The 21,903-nt window shown below is 29.9% G+C and carries 22 protein-coding genes; 2 read left to right on the plus strand and 20 right to left on the minus strand.

The genetic code is table 11. The features are described from left to right. Positions 1 to 382: 382 nt before the first annotated feature. Positions 383 to 3,340, minus strand: coding sequence for a UvrD-helicase domain-containing protein (locus tag BIV18_RS10125; RefSeq protein ID WP_075660504.1), 2,958 nt, complete (start codon positions 3,338 to 3,340; stop codon positions 383 to 385). An 81-nt stretch (positions 3,341 to 3,421) separates the two neighbouring features. On the opposite strand from BIV18_RS10125, the gene BIV18_RS10130 reads away from it, so the two are divergent. Next, the gene (locus BIV18_RS10130; protein WP_075660505.1) at positions 3,422 to 3,631 is read left to right on the plus strand and encodes a hypothetical protein; all 210 of its coding nucleotides are present in this window, start codon (positions 3,422 to 3,424) and stop codon (positions 3,629 to 3,631) included. Positions 3,632 to 3,848: 217 nt separating this feature from the next. Here BIV18_RS10130 and BIV18_RS10135 read toward each other — a convergent pair whose 3' ends face one another. From BIV18_RS10135 to BIV18_RS10200, 15 genes are all read right to left on the minus strand, one after another. Next, a complete protein-coding gene (locus BIV18_RS10135; protein ID WP_075660506.1) occupies positions 3,849 to 4,751 on the minus strand; it encodes a hypothetical protein in 903 nt (300 codons plus the stop codon). Positions 4,752 to 4,811: 60 nt separating this feature from the next. Then, positions 4,812 to 5,120, minus strand: a complete 309-nt coding sequence (locus BIV18_RS10140) for a hypothetical protein (RefSeq protein ID WP_075660507.1) — start codon at positions 5,118 to 5,120, stop codon at positions 4,812 to 4,814. A gap of 250 nt (positions 5,121 to 5,370) precedes the next feature. After that, positions 5,371 to 5,652: a hypothetical protein gene (locus BIV18_RS10145; RefSeq protein ID WP_075660508.1), complete on the minus strand. Its 282-nt coding sequence runs from the start codon at positions 5,650 to 5,652 to the stop codon at positions 5,371 to 5,373. 10 nt (positions 5,653 to 5,662) lie between these two features. Beyond that, positions 5,663 to 6,145: a Panacea domain-containing protein gene (locus BIV18_RS10150; RefSeq protein WP_075660509.1), complete on the minus strand. Its 483-nt coding sequence runs from the start codon at positions 6,143 to 6,145 to the stop codon at positions 5,663 to 5,665. Positions 6,146 to 6,156: 11 nt separating this feature from the next. Next, the gene (locus BIV18_RS10155) at positions 6,157 to 6,576 is read right to left on the minus strand and encodes a hypothetical protein (protein WP_075660510.1); all 420 of its coding nucleotides are present in this window, start codon (positions 6,574 to 6,576) and stop codon (positions 6,157 to 6,159) included. Between the two features lie 17 nt (positions 6,577 to 6,593). After that, positions 6,594 to 6,950, minus strand: a complete 357-nt coding sequence (locus BIV18_RS10160) for a hypothetical protein (RefSeq protein WP_075660511.1) — start codon at positions 6,948 to 6,950, stop codon at positions 6,594 to 6,596. Positions 6,951 to 7,046: 96 nt separating this feature from the next. Beyond that, a complete protein-coding gene (locus BIV18_RS10165; protein ID WP_075660512.1) occupies positions 7,047 to 7,331 on the minus strand; it encodes a hypothetical protein in 285 nt (94 codons plus the stop codon). Positions 7,332 to 7,341: 10 nt separating this feature from the next. After that, a complete protein-coding gene (locus BIV18_RS10730; protein WP_178385807.1) occupies positions 7,342 to 7,494 on the minus strand; it encodes a hypothetical protein in 153 nt (50 codons plus the stop codon). Then, positions 7,487 to 7,717, minus strand: a complete 231-nt coding sequence (locus tag BIV18_RS10170; RefSeq protein WP_075660513.1) for a hypothetical protein — start codon at positions 7,715 to 7,717, stop codon at positions 7,487 to 7,489. The genes BIV18_RS10730 and BIV18_RS10170 overlap by 8 nt, the downstream gene beginning before the upstream one ends. After that, positions 7,710 to 7,895 carry a hypothetical protein gene (locus tag BIV18_RS10175; protein WP_075660514.1) on the minus strand — a complete coding sequence of 62 codons (186 nt, stop codon included), beginning with the start codon at positions 7,893 to 7,895 and terminating at the stop codon, positions 7,710 to 7,712. Before BIV18_RS10175 ends, BIV18_RS10170 begins: the two co-directional genes overlap by 8 nt. 1 nt (position 7,896) lies before the next feature. After that, a complete protein-coding gene (locus BIV18_RS10180; RefSeq protein ID WP_075660515.1) occupies positions 7,897 to 8,136 on the minus strand; it encodes a DUF4314 domain-containing protein in 240 nt (79 codons plus the stop codon). 15 nt (positions 8,137 to 8,151) lie between these two features. Then, positions 8,152 to 8,454, minus strand: coding sequence for a hypothetical protein (locus BIV18_RS10185; protein ID WP_075660516.1), 303 nt, complete (start codon positions 8,452 to 8,454; stop codon positions 8,152 to 8,154). 536 nt (positions 8,455 to 8,990) lie between these two features. Further along, entirely contained in the window at positions 8,991 to 10,127 is a 1,137-nt protein-coding gene (locus tag BIV18_RS10190; protein ID WP_075660517.1) for a stalk domain-containing protein, read from the minus strand. A gap of 402 nt (positions 10,128 to 10,529) precedes the next feature. Further along, positions 10,530 to 11,708 (minus strand): hypothetical protein, encoded by a 1,179-nt coding sequence (locus BIV18_RS10195; RefSeq protein ID WP_075660518.1) that lies wholly within the window; start codon positions 11,706 to 11,708, stop codon positions 10,530 to 10,532. Between the two features lie 167 nt (positions 11,709 to 11,875). Continuing rightward, positions 11,876 to 12,367, minus strand: coding sequence for a DUF5684 domain-containing protein (locus BIV18_RS10200; RefSeq protein WP_083635602.1), 492 nt, complete (start codon positions 12,365 to 12,367; stop codon positions 11,876 to 11,878). Between the two features lie 1,640 nt (positions 12,368 to 14,007). On the opposite strand from BIV18_RS10200, the gene BIV18_RS10205 reads away from it, so the two are divergent. Then, positions 14,008 to 14,541, plus strand: a complete 534-nt coding sequence (locus BIV18_RS10205; protein ID WP_075660519.1) for a DnaD domain-containing protein — start codon at positions 14,008 to 14,010, stop codon at positions 14,539 to 14,541. On the opposite strand, the gene BIV18_RS10210 is transcribed toward BIV18_RS10205, so the two are convergent. The 4 genes from BIV18_RS10210 to BIV18_RS10225 all read right to left on the minus strand — a co-directional run bounded on the left by BIV18_RS10210 (position 14,538) and on the right by BIV18_RS10225 (position 21,889). Next, entirely contained in the window at positions 14,538 to 15,692 is a 1,155-nt protein-coding gene (locus BIV18_RS10210) for a replication initiation protein (protein WP_075660520.1), read from the minus strand. The genes BIV18_RS10205 and BIV18_RS10210 overlap by 4 nt on opposite strands. 862 nt (positions 15,693 to 16,554) lie before the next feature. Continuing rightward, positions 16,555 to 19,038, minus strand: a complete 2,484-nt coding sequence (locus BIV18_RS10215) for a hypothetical protein (protein WP_075660521.1) — start codon at positions 19,036 to 19,038, stop codon at positions 16,555 to 16,557. Positions 19,039 to 19,120: 82 nt separating this feature from the next. Continuing rightward, positions 19,121 to 20,017 carry a copper amine oxidase N-terminal domain-containing protein gene (locus tag BIV18_RS10220; RefSeq protein ID WP_075660522.1) on the minus strand — a complete coding sequence of 299 codons (897 nt, stop codon included), beginning with the start codon at positions 20,015 to 20,017 and terminating at the stop codon, positions 19,121 to 19,123. Between the two features lie 48 nt (positions 20,018 to 20,065). Beyond that, complete coding sequence (locus BIV18_RS10225) at positions 20,066 to 21,889, minus strand: copper amine oxidase N-terminal domain-containing protein (RefSeq protein ID WP_075660523.1); 1,824 nt, start codon at positions 21,887 to 21,889, stop codon at positions 20,066 to 20,068. Between the last annotated feature and the right edge of the window lie 14 nt (positions 21,890 to 21,903).

Below are 21,903 nucleotides of genomic sequence, written 5' to 3' on the forward strand. Positions count from 1 at the left end.
AATTGTGGTAATCTTTATTAATTCAATAAATATCTGCCTTTCATCTACTGCAAAAAAGTAGATTTGGAGGCTTGCTTAAAATTATTTAGGATTGCCTTCTTTTTTGTTTTTTTTGTTTTTGATATAAATTTGATTTTTATTTACTGTCTGTTTTTTTCTGTGTTTTATTAGACGGCACACTAAATCAAGATGTTCCTGGCACGGCGAGCCAATTTATGCTGAGGCTTTTCTAACTTTTAAAACTTGTCTTAATGTAAACGCTATCCTTGATTCAGCCTGATTTAAGTGCATAATCTAGTGCATATCAAAATAAGCACAAAAAAGAGGACTAACCAAGGCTGGTCGCCCTAGCTAATCCTCTACTCTTTTTTGTTAGTACCTGTTATCTAAGTCCTAATAAATATAAACCATATTTTGCACGAGATAAAGCAACATATAATAGTCTTAAATTATCTCTTTCTGCACTAATGTCTAGTGTATAAAAATGACTAGCACTAGCTTTTTCTAACTTAGCTACTACAAAGACAAAATCAAATTCAAGACCCTTGGATGAGTGCATTGTTAGTAAATTCAATGCTCCATTATCCTTAGTTTCAATACTCATATCGCTACCATACTTATCTATTGTCGCATATTTCTTGTAAAGTTCATCAAAGGTCAAATCTTCGTCATCTTTTAGTATATCAACCCATACCTTCAACTTATCTTCCCCCATCAAAACTTCCAGTAATATAGACTTCAAATCTTCCTTAGCAACCCTAACCTTCAACTCATTTACTCTCTCATCTATTTTTTCTCTAAAATAATCTAAATCCTTATCTTCTTCTATATCTTTAATTTCATCTTCCATTAAAAGAATAGAAACAAGAGCAGATAAATCTGGGATTTCCTTATCTTCTTTTAGAGCCTTTAAAATAGACATAAGACCAAATAAAGTTTTAAAGCCAGCTAGACTGTCTATAGTTTGTGAATAGTTTGATTTATAAGGAATCTTCATCATAGTTAAGATTTCTGATATTATATCAAGCTCTCTCTTAGACCTTGCAAGTATAGCAGTTCTATTTAACTTATCATAGTGCTTTAATAAAAATCCAAGGAGCCTATATAGAAATACTTCGTTTATATCTTTAGAAGATTCAGCCAAGTCCTTAATTTGACTTGTCAACTGACCCCTAAATTCAACTTCTGTTAACCCCTTATCTTCTAAATCCTTGCAGATTCTAAAGATTTTACCATAGTTAACTATGATACCTTGACTTAATACAGACATTGAATAAGGAGTTATGCCGTCAAAGTCTTGCATAATCTCAATTTCAGCTTGATTGTCCTTCATTTTGGATTCAAGTTCTTTGTAATCCTCGAAGGGATAAGTTGAGTTTTGAGCAAGGGTATTGACTTCATCTAAGACAGTTTGAGTAGACCTAAAGGATTGATTTAAGTAGATGTAATGAACTTTAAAGGGTTCTATTTCTTCTAATACTGTTAATCCTTGTATAGTAGTTCTCTTGTATCTTCTTGATAGGATTAAATCTTTTTCCTTGAGAGATTTACTACAAGCACCTCTAAAATCATAGATTCTTTGGTTTTCATCACCAACTAAGAATAATTGATAGAAGTCCTTGCTTTGAATAATACTATTGACAAGGTTTAAATCTTCTTCAGAACAGTCTTGAGATTCATCTATTAAGACATACTTGAAATTAAAGGCCTCTGGATATTTTCTATCCATATCATTTAATAATCTTGAGTAATTACTAACCCTAGGAATCATACTGTCAAAAGATATAAGACCTTCTTCTAAAAGAATGTTGTAATATATTACACAAATTTGTTCTATAGTACCACAAAAGGCTTTGTATTCTTGTCTTTGGTTTTCATACTTTTCACTTATTTTGTTAAATAAGACCTTTAATAGTTGGTCTACAGCTCCTTGTTGACTTATATATCTTGGAGTTGAATCTATGATAGACATATAAAGATTTGTCATCTCTATAAATTTAACAAGACCACCTGACCTATTAAAGGCATTAGAAGAAAATTCACTAGCAAATAGGTCTTTCTTTAATTCTTCAAAGAAATAGTATTTACCTATACCTGCTTTACTAGGGTCGTCAACTAAGTTTGCCTTTACCTTATTATATAAACCTTCTATTATTTCATAATTCTTTTCTTGACTTAAAACTGTAGGTTCCTTGTCAAAGTAAAATTCCTTATAATATTTTTTGATTATATTAAAGCAAAAAGCGTGAATAGTTGAGATATTAAACTTGTCTATATCTAAGTCCTCATCTAAATTTTCTTCAGCAATCGAAGAAATGATTCTACTTTTCATTTCATCACTAGCTGCATTAGAAAAAGTTAAGAATAAAACTTCGCTAGGATCTATTCCATAGGATAATAGATTGACTAGCTTGCCAACTAAGACCTTAGTTTTTCCTGCTCCTGGGCCTGCTACAACTCTGTAAATGCCTGCCTTATCACCTAAAACTGCTTCTAGCTGATTTGGAGTATATTGAACAATTGAGCCTTGACCTTCTGTAGCTTCTTCTTCTTGAAGTTCTACTGATTGATTTGAAAAAGTAGGACAACTTGTCTTATATTTACAATCAATACATCTAGCCTTTGGTTCAAGTTCACTTTCATCTCTAAGTTCTTTTTCCAAATCTTTTACTTGTTGATTTACAATTGCTTGTGTTCCTACATCATAAAGATTTCCATACAAATCATATTGAACAACATTTAATTTGTTCTTATTGATTTTGTCATTCTTTTCTGACTCTGTAGAATTTATCAAGTATATAAACTTTAAGCTTATTCCCTTTTTATCAAAATCTTCTTTAAAGTTTTCCTTTAAAACTTGCTTTAATAAGAATCCGTCTACATCTTGTCTATAAATTGACTTTTCTCCATTATTAAAAGACTTGTTATAAGGTGATTTCTTAGCATATATCTTATATGCAATAAGATCTCCGTGCTTATCTTCAATAATGTAGTCTACCTTAATTGAACTTGAAATATGACCATTTATATTAGTTACAAAAGTTTTATCTTGAGCAATAATCTTATTGTTCTTGTCTAAAATTACTGTATCTAAATAGTCATAATACCTCACAGCAAGGTTTTGCAAAAATTGGCTTACATACAAATTGGATATTGAGCCTAGCTCAAATTTTTCTGCCACAACTTCTTGGATTTTATCTAAGTCAGTTAACTTTTTACCTACAACCTTTCTAAGTAGCATATTATTAGTAATATACTTGTTTTCAGATAAAGTTTTGAATAAAAATTGCTTTTTACACTTTAGATAAGACCTAACATTCCCTGATTGAATCGTAATCATATTACTACCTCCTAATTATTTGTTTTTCAACTTTAGTTCTTTTCTTATGTTCTTTGTAATCAAGAGGATTTCTTTGAAAATATGAAAGGCATCTACCAGCAAAAAGCAGGGAAAAAAGATTTAGGATTGTGGACTAAGACCTGCTGGCTTTTTGCCACCCTTACCTGCCCCAATCTAAAACCCAATAGGTTTGAAAGATTCTTAGAATACGCAGAAAAAACAGAAGATACAGAGAAAACAAAAAATAAGACTGTAAACCTATGCTTTAGCACAGGGGCTAGAGTTATATAAATTAATAATGAATCTATAAAGACAGGGGATTTATATAATATAACTTTTCAAACAAGTCTGTTTAATCTCCTAAGCCCTTTTAATAAAACTAAAAAAGAAGGCAGAGCATCTCTTAGCCCTGCCTAGATTGTCTATAACCCTTCTTTTTTACAGTAAATGTAGAATCTAATTGTATGTAAAAAAATCGAGAGTTTAAAACCCTCGATTTAAAAAATTGTTAAAACGACCAATCAAACTCATAAGATCTATTAAAGTCTGTTGGATAAAACCAATCAGGAAGTTCTGTGTAGATATAATCTCCTACTTGTTCCTCTGTGATTTCAAAGCCATCTTCTTTAGCTTCTTCTACACTTTCATAATAAGTGGCTACTAAATTTCCAACATCTTCTATAATGCCATTTTCATCCATTTTAATATGTTCTGAAAATGAACATCCACATTCTTCTGAAAATATTTTCATTTTTAAGCTTGGAAACTTTTCATGGACATTTTCAAGACAGGTTCCCTTAAACCAATCTTGTCCTTCATAGCTTTTCCAATCTTCATAGTATCCTTCATATAAAAGAGCTGAACTTGCACTCCAAGCACAAGATCCAAATAGGGTCATAGAAAAAGTTCCGTCTTTATTATAGTCTGTATCTGCTACATCCACATCAAAGATTCTCCAAAAATGAGGTGCCTTTGGTAGGTTTTCTTTTACTTCATCAGTAATCACTAAAAGTTTCTTAAATTCCTTTAGTTTAAAACCTTTTTCAAATTTCTTCCATTCTTGGCTAAATAACTTCTTACTTTCCCTATAATCATCTTCGTGTTTATATTCTTTAAGTCTGTTTGTCATAAACTTTTTTATAATCTTCAAGGCATCAGCTTTTCTAGTGATGTCCTTAAAAAGATCTAACTTCACAATTTCTGAAGCAATAGAATACATACTCATTGATACATTTACAATCTTATTAGTTTGTACTAATCCTATTTCTTTATAAAATTCTTGTATGCTTTCATTAAATTTTTGCCAATCTAATAATTCATAAGAATAATATTCAAAGAAATATTGAGCTACTTCTCTTACTTCTTCTTCTTTACCTACTAGTCTTACATCAAAACTACAATCATTTGCCATATTATTACTCCTGTTCTCTACCTTAGTTACTTGTTTACTAGCCTTTTTAATTACGCCGACTTATTTCTCATCAAAATATTTTTCAAAATAGTCATAAAGTTCTTCTGGACTACAAACCGATAAAATTTCTTCACCATATTTTGATAGTGTAAAAGTTGTTTCAGCGTTATCGTAGTCAATAACTTGCCTTGACTCATCTGTTAGATATATATTGCTATTTTCTAAATCTTCCAAAGTATAGGTTGATTTAACCCCAGATAAAATAACTGGTTTCTGAATAAGTGTATAGTGTGTGTTTTCTGTAATAGAAAATCCTTCTTTTTCAATCATTGACAATAAAATTTGCCTGCCACTTAATTTGTTGCTCATAAAGTTCCTCCTAATGTTTTTTTTAATAATTTTTCTCACTTGTTAACAACTATTTTTCTAAATTTCTATAATATGTAATCTCTTAGAATGTTTCCAATATCCCATCTTTACCAAACCCACCCCTAAAAGTTTCTGTTTGTGTCACCTATGGGAGTTGGCAGATGGTTCTAAGGTAGGAGGGAGATTGGGGGTTGAAGGATAGGGTCGGCAGACATTAAAAAAAGCACCCTTAAAGGTGCTAATTAAACTATTATAGAGTTTTACTTACTTCTTCCCAGTCAAGATTTCCTCCAAAGAGGATATTTCGCATAATTTCAAATTCAGTAGAAAGATCAGCTAAATCGCCATATTTTCTAATGAATGTGTTATATTTCTTTTTAACTGTAGGACTAGCTTGAAGAATATTACAAATATAATCTTCGTCATTTAATATTAGTAAATCGTCAATGACTCTATTAAAAGTGTTTAAAGTTTTTTTGATTTCTTCCCTATCTTCTTGATCTGTGTATTCATTCCAAATTTCTTTTTGCATAATTGCCTCCTTAACTTACCTTGGATATAAAATAATTTTTGATAACAGATTTTGGTATGATATTTTTATGTCCATCCTCATATATTTGCTCCCAGGCTGTTCCTTTCTTCCAAGTTGATGTTACTAACTCACTTGAAGTGTATTGTAAGAGATTGATTACATTAACTTCTAAAAAGTCAGCTATTTTTTTACTGAATCCCTTTCTGTAGTTAATATTTTCTACCTTGTTATAGAAGATTAAATCCCATACATCGTTATATGGTCTAACCCTTTCTAGTCCAAACATGGAAAAAAGAGTATAAACTTCTGGGATTCTTGGCCCATAAGCCCAAGCTTCAAAATCATCTTGAAAAAGAGGTTTGTTGTAACAGATATATGAAAACCCTTGAAGGTAATAAAGTATAATATTTACCATAGTATTGTTTACAAACTTGCCTTTACTGTTAGCATAATTCACAATGAATTTTGCAACATCTTTTGCTTCATATTGCATATTTTTACTCCTTAATTATTAACACTTATATAGAGTTTATAATTTTCACATAAAGTCTTTTCATCATATTCTAGTGTGAATTTTAACAAGTCATCCATAACTAAAAAGAATTGATTAATCATTGTATGATTCTGGAAAACTAAATTAGAATATAGTGATTTATTATCTTTAATTGCAAATAGAAAGTCTAAATCTTGAATTAGGCTATTTCTATCTGTAATCCTATCTATAAATTTCCACCATTCTGTCATGAAATTTAGTAAAGAAATTTCGGTTTCTTCTAATTTACCTTCCATCCAATCTATATTTAAGTTTAAATTTTCATAAAACTCCTTATCAGCTACAATATTTCTATTAAATATTCGCCTTCTATAAATTGTTTTGTTGTCATCTTTAATCTCTATAAAGTGTCGGATATTTTGTTTGCTCATTGTGTCCTCCTGTTTAATTATTTACATCTGTTAAAATGAACTGTATCTAGTGTTTGAGTTTTTAATTCTTCCCATCTATTTTTAAAAGTGTTAGGAAAATCAATCGCTGGTTGTTTCTTTAGTTGTGGAATAACACCTAATATAACATTAGGAAAAGTCATTTCCTCATTATAGTTATATGGTGGTAAGTGAGGAAAATTCAAATTTAATCCTTTAAGGTTATAATCTTTATCCATAAAGATTTTTATTTTCGCCAAACCATTATCAATAGTAATGGTGTATCCTAACCCAAGTGCTTGCATTAAAGTTGAATAATCTTCAAAACTAAATAGTTCATCCCTAGTTTCTAAAATACAATTATCTATTTTTGTCATTGTTATATCCTCCTCAAATACTATAAAAGTAGGAAGTTGTTAATAACTTAATTATTTATTAAGCAACCCTGTTCCTACTTTTAAAATCTATATTGCTTATTCCTTAGATTCAAAATATTCTTCAAGATATATTTTTACTCGACCCATAGTTGTGGATAAAAGCACATTTTCACCCTTTAGATATACTGAAAATAATGTATCAGAGTTATCAGTATATACCTCTTGTTCATCCATTTTTATATCATAAGATCCTTCTTCAAAAGAATCTAAAGACATATCTTGGATGTCATCTAAGTTTACGGGTGCTTCAACATTTGCTCCATATACTTCTTCAATAATTTCAAAACCTTCGTCTATAATGTCTTTCATTGTAATTTGCATAATGTACCTCCTAATTAATTTGTTCATAAGACCAATCAAGTCGGTCTTTGATATACTCCCAAAGTTCTTCTTCAACTTCTTCTTGGCTTAAATTGTCAGCTAATTCGACTATTTCATCATCGCCAATATCAACCAAGACATTGATTTTAAAAGATTTACTCATTTTCTTGTTCCCCAAGATTTTCTAAATTATCAGAGGATAAATAGTCATCTACAAGATCTTGCAACCTTTCAAGTTGATCTTGAAACATATTTATAAATTGCATTTCAAAAGATCCTATTAAACCTCCACGAGATAATAAATCATAAAAATCACTTTTCATTACTTCATCATCAAAAATCTTGTATAGATTTTCTACTTCTTTTTGAAACTTATCTTTAGTCATTGTTAGCCTCCATATTTTCTGGAACAATTTTTGTTCTTCTTCTAAACATCTCATCCATTTCCATTTGATTTAAAAAGATTTTATTAACTATACTAATCGCCCTTAAATCTTCTATACTAATGTTTTCTGGATATTTGATAAAAGCTTGATTTTCATTTTGTCTACTTTTGTCTTGCATATTATCCTCCCAGTTTTTCAACTACATCTTCACCATAAATAACATTTAGATTTGAGCCATTATCCCATTGGACTAAAATTGAAGCCATATCATCTACGCCTCGAACTGTTCCAATCGTATTGATTGGAGGAGCTTGAGGATCATCCATTCTGACAAGTCTAACTTTTGTGCCTTTTGGATATTCTTTTCTCAAATCCTGAGCTATTTTTACTAATTCTTGAAAACTATAATTGTTTGGCATAAAATGTCCTCCTACTTAAATTTTGCTAATTAATTTTTCTAACATAACCTGCAATTCTTCAAGCATTTTGAAATAATTCAAGCTATTAACAAAAGCCTTATTCTTATAAGCCCAAATTAGCCAATAAGATTCAGATAAAATTCGATAATCTACTAGAGTATTTAGGTTATAGTCGTCAGCGATTCTCATAATTATATTTCTAATAGATCGAATCTCCTCATACTGAAGAAATGTTAATAGTGTGTTTGAATTTTCAAAAAGAGGTTGGACACTTTTAGGTATATCAACTTCTACTTTTTGCATAACATTAATTTTCATTTTGTTACTCCTTTCTTTGTATTACACCTAGTTTTATTTCTTTCTAGTTAAAGTAATCTTTGATAATTGCAAAAATATTGGTAAAAATGATAAACCTCTGCCTTACATTTACTGCAAAAAAGAAGTAATTTAGGAGGCTTGCTTAAAATTATTTAGGCTTGCCTTCTTTTTTGTTTGATTGGTTTGATATGCAATCTGAAGCCCTGCTTACTAGTCAACCAAAATATAAAACAGGTTAACCACAAAGGCAGACAAACAGGATTATTCCCTGTCTGTTTTTTCTGTATTTTTAATAGACGGCACACTAAATCAAAGTGTTCCTGGCACGGTGAGCTAATTTCTTGATCATAAATTCTAACTTTTAAGACAAGTCTTAATGTAAACGCTATCTCAGAAAGCAGCTAAAACATCTTCATAAACTTCAGTCAAGATAAATCGCAAAAAGAAAAGACCCACCTAGATGTTTTTCATCTAAACAGGTCTGCCTCATTTCTTTTTGCTGGTAGATGTGATAATTTACCAGATTGTTATTTAATTTAATTCTTGGCAGGTCTAAAGTCAGCTTGCCTAGCTTCTTCTTCTGTGTCAAAGAATACAGCGTTTCTAAGGGTTACCTTTTTATAATCCCTTCCACTTGGTACATGATATACACCTGAATTTTTATTAGCAATAATTCTACCATTTGCTTGCGAGTATGCTTTTTCACCAGTATTTTTAATTGATTGACTAACTTGTTTATTATTATTTGAAGGCTCAGATTTTACTTCTGGAGCTTGTCCATTTGACCATAAGCCTAAGTTCTTTTCCCTAGCCTCTCTTTCAATTTGTCTAAACAAATCTACATATTTAAGATCTGGTGGGAAAGTTGAAACATTGGCATAACCACCAGCTAATAAGATAGCGTTAAAGCATTTAGTCTTAACTTCTTCGTTGCTAGGTTCATCTGATGTTGGTCTTTCAAGCCAGATATATCTTAAAAGTCTGCCATATTTATCTGTTTCTGACACATCTTTTTGTAAGTAAACTGTCTTGTTACTTAGGGCATTTTTAGTAAAATCAGAGGCTTCTTTACCATAAAATTCTACACCCTTCTTTGGATGTTTTGTTTCTGGGGTATTTACTAATACAAATCTTATCTTTTCTTCTCCTCTACCCCTATCTACAACAATCGTATCCCCATCAACTACACGAACTACTTTAGCTTGTTCAAAGTTATTTGTGCTTTTGGTTGGATTTATAGGTTGGCTTGTACCCTTGTCATTAATAAGAACTGATTTTGTATCATTATTCCAACCGACTTCTTTATCAAAAAGTTCAGCAATTAGTCTAATTGGCACATAAGTCCTATCGTTTTTAATTTCACCAGAAATGTCTGTTGTAATCTTATTATCATCTAAGAAGTAATAGTTTTTTTCGATTGGTAGGGCAATTTTACTATCTCCCTTGTTTAAGATTACTTGTCTATTGTTATTATCCCAATCAACGGCAATACCTAGATTTTCAGATATAACCCTAATCGGTACTAGAGTTCTGGATTCTTTGATATAAGGTCTGTCTACTGTAGTTATTTCCTTGTTATTAATCAAAATGCTAATATCCTTGGCAAAGACTGGAACAACTAAGCTAGTTGCCAAGAGAATACCTGTAGTAAGTTTTAAAAATGCTTTTCTCATATATTTCTCCTTTATTCTTAATATTTTAATTATACTAGAATCTACATAAAAGAAAAGCTAACCTTTCCTACCCCTCCCTTTACCTCCACCAACCCCTCAAAGGATTCTGGAGATTAGTTTTTGATTAAGTAAGGACAGAGGTTTTTGTTGAAGGAGGGGTTAAAACAAAAAAAATAGAGATTGAGATTGGGGGTTGAAGGATGGGGTGCTGGAAATTAATTATAAACTTGAGATTTAAGAGTATAAAAAATAACATTGGTGATATAAAATCAGAATTTAAGAAAAATAAGAAAAACATTGAGATTGGGAGTTGAAGATTGGGGTTTGAAAACTAACTTGTCCAAAATCTTAATAAAAAAAACAGCTAGAATTTTCATCTAGCTGCTTAGTTTTATATTTTCTTTAGAAACTTTCAGTTCTTTCAACAAAATAGTTGTCATTACTTCCATTGGATTTTCTTTCAATCTTTGAGTTATAAATATTTAATTTACCTGACAAATCTAGGAAAGTATCATCTGGGTAATATATAATCCAATCTGTTCCTTGGATGTTTATATTAAGATTGCCGTCAAGAGTTCCTTTGATATTGTAAGATTGTTCATTTCCAGTTCTTGATCTTCCACAAAATACACTACCTGTAAATGTTCCGTTGCTAGGGTTAAAGTTCTTTATGGTAATATCTAGGCCTCCCCACTCACGATTTGCATAAGTATAAGTTCCTGACCATCTTCTATTCATATAATCTGCTGGTATGTCAAACTTCATATTTTTTGATTGTATTGTATATAAGCCTGAACTATCTTTCTTTAATACAACTGTTAAAGTCTTACTAATCTTTGGAGCTAGTCTGTTTGCAGCCTTAGTATCAAAATCAAAAATATAAGTCATCGTATTACTACCCCTTTTAACTGATTGAGTTTTAATTTGTAAGTCTAATATATCTTGGTAGGCTACATCATTAGGATCTTCATTTTTTGCACTATCTTTTACTTGTTGAAGTATTGATGTTACATTTTCAAAATCAGGACTTGCATTTTCGCCATCCTTAACTGTGAATGGGCCGTCAGCTTTTAGGTTTGTTACCTTCCATTCATCTTCGCCACTATCATAAACTAAATCTACATTCACATTACCTCTTAACTTGGAGTTTAGATGTACGATCTCAAGTTCTACAAGTGAATGTTCAGTTCCAGCTTGTTCATCGACATTTTTATTTATAAATGAAACTGAAGAAATATCATAATAATTAGCCAACTTAAAAGTTTGACCATTTACAGTTATAGATTTACCTATTAAAGCAAGATGTAAATCTCCCAGCCCAATCCCTTTAACATCTTTCACTTGAACATAATCATCACTAGAAGTATTGTTTTCTTCTTCGTTATTCTCGTTATTTTCGTTATTTTCTTCTGAATTGTTTTCCTCATCATCGTAATTGTAATTTTCTTCTTTTGGTTCTTCTACATTGATATTACTAAGATTGTTATTATCTTCTGCAAGTTTTTTATCTTTTTTACAAGCAGTTGTTAATAACATAAGAATCATAGATAAGATTATTATTCTTTTACTTAACTTATTCATTTAATAACTTCTCCCTATGTATTTTTTATATTGCATTACTTTTGTATTTTTAGCCTTGTGTAGACCTTAATATAAGCATACTTATTTAAAGAAATAAAGTCAATAAGCTTTTAACTATGAGTTTAAATAAAAAAAAGCTAGGTTTTTCAACCTAGCTGTAAGTATATTTACTTATCTAAAAAATCATTTAAAAATGTATTTCTTTCTGAAAAATGACAATCATCATTAAAAGCAATATACAAATTTGCAATATATGGGAAGAAAGCTCCTAGGATTGCTCCAAAGTCTGTAAAGAAGAATTTCTTATACATTTCATATAAAGAATACAACGCAAAGACAAGTCCTAAATATGGAATAAAGAATAAAATAAAAGTCCAAGCATATCTGTCACCAAAAGTAATCTTTTGATATATATAAGCATTATAAATAGGTATGATAGCTTTCCAACCTTCTTCGTCAGCTTTTTCAAAAACTTTCCAAGCTGCATAACAATTAAGTAAAAATACTATTAAGCATATAATCAATGCTATCGGATTATCTGAAAAACGATGAGCTTTAAAAATTACTTGCATTACAATCAATCCTTTCTTTATTGATTTCTTATTTACTGTAATCACAAAAACTGTTGGCAATATAAAATTGGAAGATCTTAGATACATAAAAAATCACTCCAGATTGTCCAGAATGATTTTTAGAGCGTTTTTACTTTTATTTTGAGTAATTATATATATTAAAAGTAAAAGAAGAAGTTTTGTGATTTTTGAAGTTAGAATCCTTTTTAATTATTTAAAAGAACTTTGAAGGTTGAAGTTAAAATTTAAAATTAAGATTATGTATATTTACAACTTGAGTCAAAGTAAATAAGTTAGAAGATGTTGAGGAAGTTGATTGTTAAATCAAATTAATTCAAGTCAGAAGTTTTATATCAAATAAGAATAAGTTTAGTTAATCAAGTCAAAGTCAGCTCAAATTAAATCAAACAATGTTAAGAAGTCAGATTTCTTTTTTCTGCAAGCTCTTGATGATTTTTTGATTGAGGTTGTTTTTTTTAATTGATGTAAGTTCTTTGAAAAGTAAGTCTTTTTTTTAATTGCAGTTGCTGACATTTACTTTCTTTGTCAGAGGTTGCTGAATCCTATTTTTTTTGACTAAGGTCGCTGAGATTTATTTTTTTGTCAACCACTTGCTTTAGGCTTCGCAATTTCTTCGTTTCCCTATCGGTCAACTCGAAATTCATTAGTGGGATTTTTTTCGACTCACATCTGATGTACTTTACCAATCAGTTATTGTTTTACTAGCTCCGTGTTCTACAAATCAGCTTTCATCAGTATCTCAGACCCTAGAAAAAGCAGGCAAATGATATGATGTATGTAATCAGACTTTTCACATCTAATTTGTTTATTGCCAACCCAGATTGCTTTTTATATACTATGCTTTTTCTTGGTAGATGTAAGACAAGTTGTTTTTTATATGTAATTTAATTTTCAACAACCAACCAGTTTGTCTGACAATTAGATTTTCACAATTTGCTTTTTTATAATAATATTATCTCCCCTCCCCCTAGAAGAATTGTGTATAAAATCATCCTTATTTTTAAAAAAAATAAAGACTTTTTAAAATCTTCTAGTTGGACAATTCTTATTGAAAACATATTTCATAGAGCTGGTAGAAAGCGATCTCCTCTAGCAGTAGCTAACTGTCTTAGAATTTTCCCCTCAACTTGCGTTGACTTTCGGTGTCACCTCTTAGGTTTTACCAGTGAGATTTTCTCTTTTTTGATTATCGACTGTTCTCGTATCTCTTCGTAGACCCATATCTACACGCAGTCGCCTCACGCTCCTGTCGAAGTCATGAGGAATAAATAAGACTTCTACTCCCGACATCAATGGTTATCAATCATTCGTTAAATTTTTTAGGTGTGGCATAGGACTTTTCCCCACAGTATTTCTACTTTTAACCCTCCAGATTTTCTACTCTGGCGACTAATTATCAGCTAGTTCTAACTCTCCTGCACTCTCTATGACCTACCAAACTTTAAAACCAAAGAAAGCTATTCTCTGTTGTCTGGAATAGAGTAAATTATTAAGTTGTTTATTTTAACCGTGGAATGGTGCAAGTTGATAACTTCTTGCCAGGCTTTCTTCCTGTCCAATTCCCTTACTGTTCCGAAAGGACTTAATCCTTTTTATTGTTTGTTATTTTATGTAATTCTAGGAAAGAATAAAAATATATTTTATCCTAACATAGTTCGAGCAGGTTTTTGGAAAATAATCTGGTATAATGACTTTAGGTGGTAGTTATGGATATTGAAAAACTTTTTTTATTAATAGATTTAAAAGATGATAAAGAAAAAGAAATTGTAAAGAAGGTTATTAAGACTAATAATATAGATCCTTCCTTAGTTTATTTTATACATAAGCACTTGCAATTTAAAAATCAAGATTTACCTATATATTTTTTAGATGAAATTATAAAAAGACTAAAAGATAAAAAGGTTACAAATGAGCAAGAGGCATTAATATATTTTGCTCGTAAAGAGGAAGAAGAACGCAAAAATTTAGGACTTAATGAAATAATAGAGAGATATAACACTATCTCAAATATTCCACTAAGTCCTAATGAAAGAAAAAGAATCTCTGGTTTTCAGTTTAAATATAATATGGATTATAACTTAATTAATTATGCCCTTGATATAGCAATCGCCAATGATAAATTAGGTGTAAATTATATAGAAGGTATCCTAAAAAAATGGGATAAATTAAAGATTTATACTATGTTTGATTTATTAGATTGGGTTGCGAGAGGTAAAGGCTGGGGAATTGAAATGTATTAAATTCGCTCCATAGTGCCAAAACTACCAGCATAATCATTAGTTAAAGAAGCTACGAAATAAGAGTCAAAGTTTTTATTGGCTCTTTTTTTTACATATTCATAATTTTTCTTTAAATAATTATATACAATATAGTCATCATCAAGTTCTAAATCTTTTAAACTTTCATAAGATTTTCTATGAGAATCTATAGTTGCCAAAGCCAAGTCATAATAGTATCTCCAATCATAACTTGATGTTTTTTTATCTAAGTTTAAAAAATCTTTAAGTTTATCAATATCATAAGTAGAACTATACTGATGTTTCCTGGAATTTATTTTATTATTAGCTTCTTCTTTTATCCTATTCTTATCAATATACAAAAATTTAATATGACTAATAGACCTGCCAGTTCTTAATTTTGTATAACCTACATATAAGTTCTCTCCGTCAATTTCGTTTATTTCGTCAACTGAAGGGCCTATTACCTTACTATTAAATATTCCAAATGTTTTATAAGAATCCTCGCTTATGCCTATTAAAAGTCTAAGTTCTTCTACAGAGTAAGTTACTGCACCAATAGGAGCTTTAAATTTTTCTGCGTTGATTAATTCATAGATTCTTATAGAATACTGACTTCTCATTCTGATTACATTTTTTAAATAATATTGGGTGTATCCTGAAGTAAACCTACCTAATTGCTCTTTACATAATCTTGTAAGTTCTAAACTTAGTTTACCACTTTGATAGGTAGCGTCTGCAAATAAGGGAGCCATTCTCCAAGCATACTCACCCTCTTTAGTTGTTGGAAGGTTAATATCTATAGATGTTTGTACCATAACTTGTGCCAATTCTTTTAAGTATGTAGAAGATAATCTTTTTACGCCAAGTTGATCTTCAAGAGCTGATACAGAAATTGACCAAAAATATTTATTTTTATCTGGAACAAATTTATTTCCAAACTCATCTGTTAATTCAGAGTAAGATGAAGCCAATAATAGCAATATTTTTTGTGCATTTAAAGGCCATGACATCCTAGATTTAATTAATGGATTTCCCTTTCTAACTAAAGAGTCATCAGACCATATAGAGAGTTGTGTTACCTTTCCATCTTGGTCATATAGGTCATCTATTGTTTCAAATTTTTCAAAATAACCTAATTCTTTTTCAGACATAGCTACACCACCTTATTTGTTAATATTATATCAGTTAAGTTTTTTTAAATCAAAACAGGCACATACTAGTAAATAAGAGAGTTATAGCCTTTTATTACTAAAAATATTCCTTTTTATTACCTTTTTTCTTCATCTTATTTTTAAAGATTACCTTTTTTCTTCCTAAATTTCTAATTATTACCTTTTTTCTTCATTTTTAAGACCTAAAAAACTATAAATGGGATATTTAAGGGAATATAAACTTTAAAAGTTGGCTTATTTATTCAAAATGAAGATTTTTGGTAATATTAAAGAAGTTTTTTAGTATAGTTGATGAAGATTTAAGGAGCAATCTTTGAAGATTTTTGGTAATACTATAAAAAATAGCTATAAAATAGTAAAAAAACTTTTACGAAAAGTAACCTAGCTTTTTGATTGAAGATTTATGGTAATATTAATTCTTTGAAAAATTAATAATGAAGATTTTTGTATATCTTTAGAAATATACTTTGATATTTTTAGCTATCTTAATGAAGATTTTAGGTAATCTAATTGAATCTTTTTAGTTTATTTTTTGAATTTAAAAGAAATTAGTCTGAAGAAATATGTATATCTCAAGGAATAAAAAAGTATATCTTTTAAGTTTGAAAGCCTGTTATTTACTAGCTTTGCTACACTCTTAATTATAAGAGTTAAGAATAATAGTAAATTATAAAGTTCTTTAGTTTTATAGAAAAAGAGAATGAAGATTTTTGTATATTTTATTAGGACTTTGCCTACATTTACCACACAAAAAGGAAAGTTCATCCTAAGTTATTTAATTTGACCTAGAACTCTACTTCCCTTTTTGTTAGTAGATGTCGTATTAAGTTGTGATATGAAATTATTGGATTACATGAGTCTTAATGTCGTCTTGTGCTAAAACTCTTATAGTAAATCTAATACAATCGTGTTTATCATTATTTGTTTTTGGCACGCCAACATCTAAACCTTTAAAGTTAGGCGTTGCAACTGTAAAGCTATAATCCCCAGATTGAGTTCTTGGGCTTATATAAATTTTTCTAGTAGTTGACTTGTTATTAACAGATCTTCTAAGAGCAGGTTCAAATACCATAGTAGAGTTATACCATTGTCCATTTGTTTCAGTATTTACCATTGGCATACAATTTTCGTCTATATTCATAGTCCAGTTATTATCCATAGTGAAGTTAGGTCTAAGACTAATTGTAGTTGGTTGATTTACTGGAGCAACAGATTGAGGAGTTACCTCTTGATAGTTACACCAATCTCTACTAGGAGTAGCCTTTGGATATATATTTCTATTTGTCTTATATCTAGTTATAATTTTTAATTCAAAACCATAGCCAGCTTTTACTTTGCCAGTAGCATTTTTAATATCTATCCAACTATTATTACCTAGGTTATTGTCCTTTGTTACTTTACTTCTAAATAAAACCTTGTCTATATAATATTCTTCTTCAAATCCTTTGTTTGTACTTGTACTTCTAGTATTTGAATTTAAACAATATGGATAGCCATAATGATCTTCATAATAAGTACCAGTATAGGTTGTTGTTGTAAATCTTTCAGACCAATAAGATTTTCTATTAGGAGTTAAACACTCTTGACAAGCTTCTAGCTTACCAACATTAAGATTAGTGTCAGTTGCATTATCCCTATAAGGGTCTGCGTTATTTAATAGTTTTTCAGGTATTCTTCGATCTTCATTAATTGTAACCCTTATAAAGTTATTATTAGCATGAAAAGTTTCAAAAATAGTAATAGAATAAGGTTTTGTAGAACCTGGAGCTATATTGACATTTTCTTGCTTAACAAGTCTATTATTAACATAAACTCTTAAAATAGGATTATTTGGTAATGGATCATTTTGAGATGAATCATTAACTAAATTCATATTAAGAGTAGCAAAAGTTCTAATAGAACCACTATCTTTAGATATTTTTAAAGAAGATGGAATTACCTTTAAATTATTTATAGCGTAGTTTTTGTTGTTACCATCAATTCTAAATTCTTTACAAGCACTATCATTACTATTAGCCATATTTTCATTAACTCTTGTGTGATATGGGTCTACCCTACCACAGACAACAACTTTGTTTGTTGATGTTGAAGTAGTTCCATTTGTGGAAACAGAGATACTAGTATTTGGATTTAAGATTCCACTATGGGATTTTCTTTCTTGTAAAATAGTTCTGCCATTTTCATCCTTGACCTCGATTATAAATCTAGGGTTTTGTATCTTTTTATTACCAGAAATGTGGTTTAGATTCATAGTAGGTCTAAAAGCTTGGTTTTTCTTTAGTTTTCCACCAATGCTAATATTTGATACACCCATATCATTCTTTCCACCAGTAATATCAAAGTCTATACACTTCTTATCATTTTCATTGGCTATATTATCTCCAGCTTTAGTATGTCTTTGATTTACTTCCACACAAACTTTGCCTGAGCCTTCTTCAGTTGACCTGATTGGATTAGGAAATTTAAGTGGTATTAACTTATTTTCACAAAGCTTGCTGCTTGTAATATCTTGATTAAATTTTACAGTCTTACCATCTTTAATAAAACTAATAATATAAGAATGATTATCTAGGCACTCTTTTTTATTTACTATATTTGGAGTGTAGATAAGTCTGATATTTTCACCAGTTTTAAAAGATTTTGAATTTCCACTTTGATCACCAACTAAATCAAGTTTAGTAATCATCATATCTGGCTTTTCATTGTCAGTAACTTTAACCTTCATAGATAAGAAGTACCAATCTTCTATTTTTAATTCACCTACTGGTCGAATTGACTTGTAATGCCAATTACCTTGATTAGAATATATCTCTACACCATCACCCTTTATTTTTTTGGTTTTTATTTTATCAGCTACATTAAGGTGAAGATAATAAACACCAGGTTTATCAAACTTATAGGTCTTATCTTGCCTACTTGTTACTACTTCCTTTTCAGTTCTATCAAGTGGGAAGCCTTTTTCATTTTTAGAATAAAATAACTGCCAATCCCAAGATGTAAGTTTGCCATTTGCAGGAACAGACAAGTCCTTCAAAGTAATGCTTGAGTTTACTGGAACTTCAGCAGCTAACTCCAAATCAGTTATTCCATCTTTTCGGCTAAAGTTATCAGCTTTTACACCCTTGTTAGGATTTACATTGATTTTTTTACCATCGGGAGTAGTAATAGTACCAGTAAAATTAATAGTTGGGGTTTTAACCTTAATATTATATCGTTGTTCTAAGAGTCTAAGATAATCGTTATATTTTACCCCTACTTCCTCTGCAAAAATTTGACTAGGTAGCAAAACCATTATTGCTACAAAAAATATTAATAATTTCTTCATAAAAAACCTCCTTAAAGTTAGTAATCTTTTAAATTACAAGAGATATAAAAAAAAGAGCCTTTCGGCTCTTAATTAGGAAATATTACGGCATAATACAATCAATAATTTGAATTTGTTGACCTTCAGGTAGGTTAAAAGTTATTTTATATCTAAAAATATCTCCAGATTTAGGGATAGCTATTGGCTTTTTAGTCTTGGCATCCCTATACACTTTAAACATATCAGCAGTTAGGGAATGAATAAAACCTTGAGGATTTATTGTTTCATCAGTAACTTTTGCAAATTTATCACCAATAGGAATATAACCCTTATTTTCAAAAACATCTTTCATTTCTAGGTTTGTATATTTAGGACTGATTAATTCAATTTGGTATGGAACTCCAATTAAATCTTTATCCTTAATTGGATCAATTTCTAGTTCAAAGCCTTGAAGATAATCTTTAGGGAAGTTTTTTTGCTTGATTTCAATTCTATCTCTAACAAGTTTTTCTCCCTTTTGATTAGCTTGATTATCTGTGCCAGAGATATTGATATAGTGAAAATCTTTGTCAATTTTATAATCTACTTTTTCATTCATAGCCTCAGCTATAAATCTTAAAGGTACATAAGTCCTGTCGTCTTTTATCTTTACAGAAGTTTTTTCCCAAGTGCCGTCAGGTTTTACACCTAATGGAACTTTCTTATTATTAATGACTGCAAAATTTTTCTCATTTTTTAGGGCTATTAACTTGTCATCTTTCTTAATAGTTGTCATCTTACTATCTTGATTCCAGTCAACTTGGTAGCCTAAGTTTTCAGAAATTACCCTAATTGGTACCATAGTTCTTTCATCCTTATTGATATATGGATAGCCTATTTCTTTATTTATAGTAACTGGTTGATTTTTTATAGTAAGTTTAAATTGTCTTTCTTTAGCCATAGCACTTGTTGGAAGTAGCATTAATAAAGCTAAAGAGCTTATAATCATTTTATTTTTCATAATATATCCTCCACATTTACTGAAGAAAAGGAGCTAGACCCCTTTTCTTTATTTAGTTTCTCCTTGGTCATTAAAGAAATCTTGGATGTCCTTGTCATTAACCCTAGTTACTTCTTCACCCTTATCTTTACCTTCCCCAACTCTCTCTACTTCTTGTTCATCAAACAACTTACCTTCAGTTTGAACAGGTTCTGAATTTTTTGAATAATCAATGTCATTGTTATGATTATTATTTAATTCAGGTAAAAGAGGGATTTGTCCATTATTACTACTAGTAGAATTATCAAGACCAGGTTTCTTAATTTCTAATTGCATATCTTCAGCGTTCCATTCCATTGTGTATTGGAACTCGTGAACTATAAAGTTTAATACTGTAAGTATTCTCTTATTTTTATTTAATTTAGGATTTGCAGATAGTTTATATACTTGTCCATTTTTACTTACACTATTATTTAACATATCATAAACTATGTTGTCATTTATAGTTGCAACTTGCTTTTCTTGATTCCAGTCTATTTTTATACCCATAGATTCAGCTATTTGCCTCAATGGTAAAAGCACCCTAGAATTATCAACTTCAGGATCTTCTTGTAGGTTAACCTTTTTACCATTAACCACCACAACTAGGTTACCATTCATTTCAAGATAATCAGCTAGATTAAACTTACCACCCATTCGTGAATCTTGTGCTTTTATTTGGATATTTAATAGGTTTTCTATATCGAAATTCGATGTAATTTCTTTGAATTGACCCTTATATAAAACTAAAGCATTATCTTTCTTTCCATCAACCTTTTTAAGATCAGTCATTTTACTAATAACTGATAGTGTTGCCTTAGTATTACCTAAGATAGAGTTGTCATTATTTTGACTAACAACTATACCAGTATCAATCCATTTTGGATTTTCTTCCTTACCTAGGGCAATTTGTAAAGTTTGTCTAGGTTCAGTAGATTCAAGTTTAGGACTTTCAAAAACTGAAGGAAGATTTTCTTCTTTGAGACTATCAAAGGAGAAATTATCTATATCAGCTTGAGGATTATTTTGATTATTTTCTGGAGCCTTACTTTCATCTTTTTGTTGTAATTTATTATCCTCTTGGAAACCAGTATTATTAATAAAATCCTTCATACTTGCATTAGTTTGAGGATTATTTTCTATAGCTGGTGCTGGTTGAGCCTTCTTATTATTTTGCTCTTTGAAAGAGAAGTTATCCCAATTAAAACTTTCATTAGTTTTAACTTCTTTGTTATTAGACTTAGAGGATGAAGCCTTCTTTTCTAGTTTATTGTCTGTAGTTTTTTCTTCTGCTTTAGCCTTAGTATCTTCTTTTATATCTTCTATCTTATTATCCTTCTTATCGGATTTCGATACTTCTTCTTCATCCTCAATAACAATTTCGTGTTTTGATTCTTCCCTATCTCTAACTTCTTGCATATCTATAAGCTTAATTATTAGTGGAATAAGTTCATCTTTATTTAGCTCATCTACCCCATAGTTAATTCTAACTTTTAGATCTTTTAACAAGTCAGTAGTTTTATCTCTTAATTCTTTTAAACTTAGACTATTTAAGTCATTAGTCATTGAGTTTTTGACTTCTTCTACATCATTAGTAACTAGGTCACCAGTAGTAGCTTTAACTTTATAGTCATTAAATATGTTGTTTCTTACACCTAAATCACTTCTAGCAAAAGAATAGTCATTTTTCTTATAGGCCTCTAGGGTTTCTTTAAGAGTTAAACCTTTAGCTTGCTTTTCTTTTAGGTATAAGTAAGAAATATTGTTAGCACTATCCATTGATTGAGCAAAAGTTCCTATTGGACTTAATAGGCTTGCTGCTAAGCACATTGTTATAATTTTTTTCTTATTCATTTGTTTCCTCCTAA

Source organism: Peptoniphilus grossensis (assembly GCF_001940285.1).
GTDB lineage: Bacteria > Bacillota > Clostridia > Tissierellales > Peptoniphilaceae > Peptoniphilus_A > Peptoniphilus_A faecalis.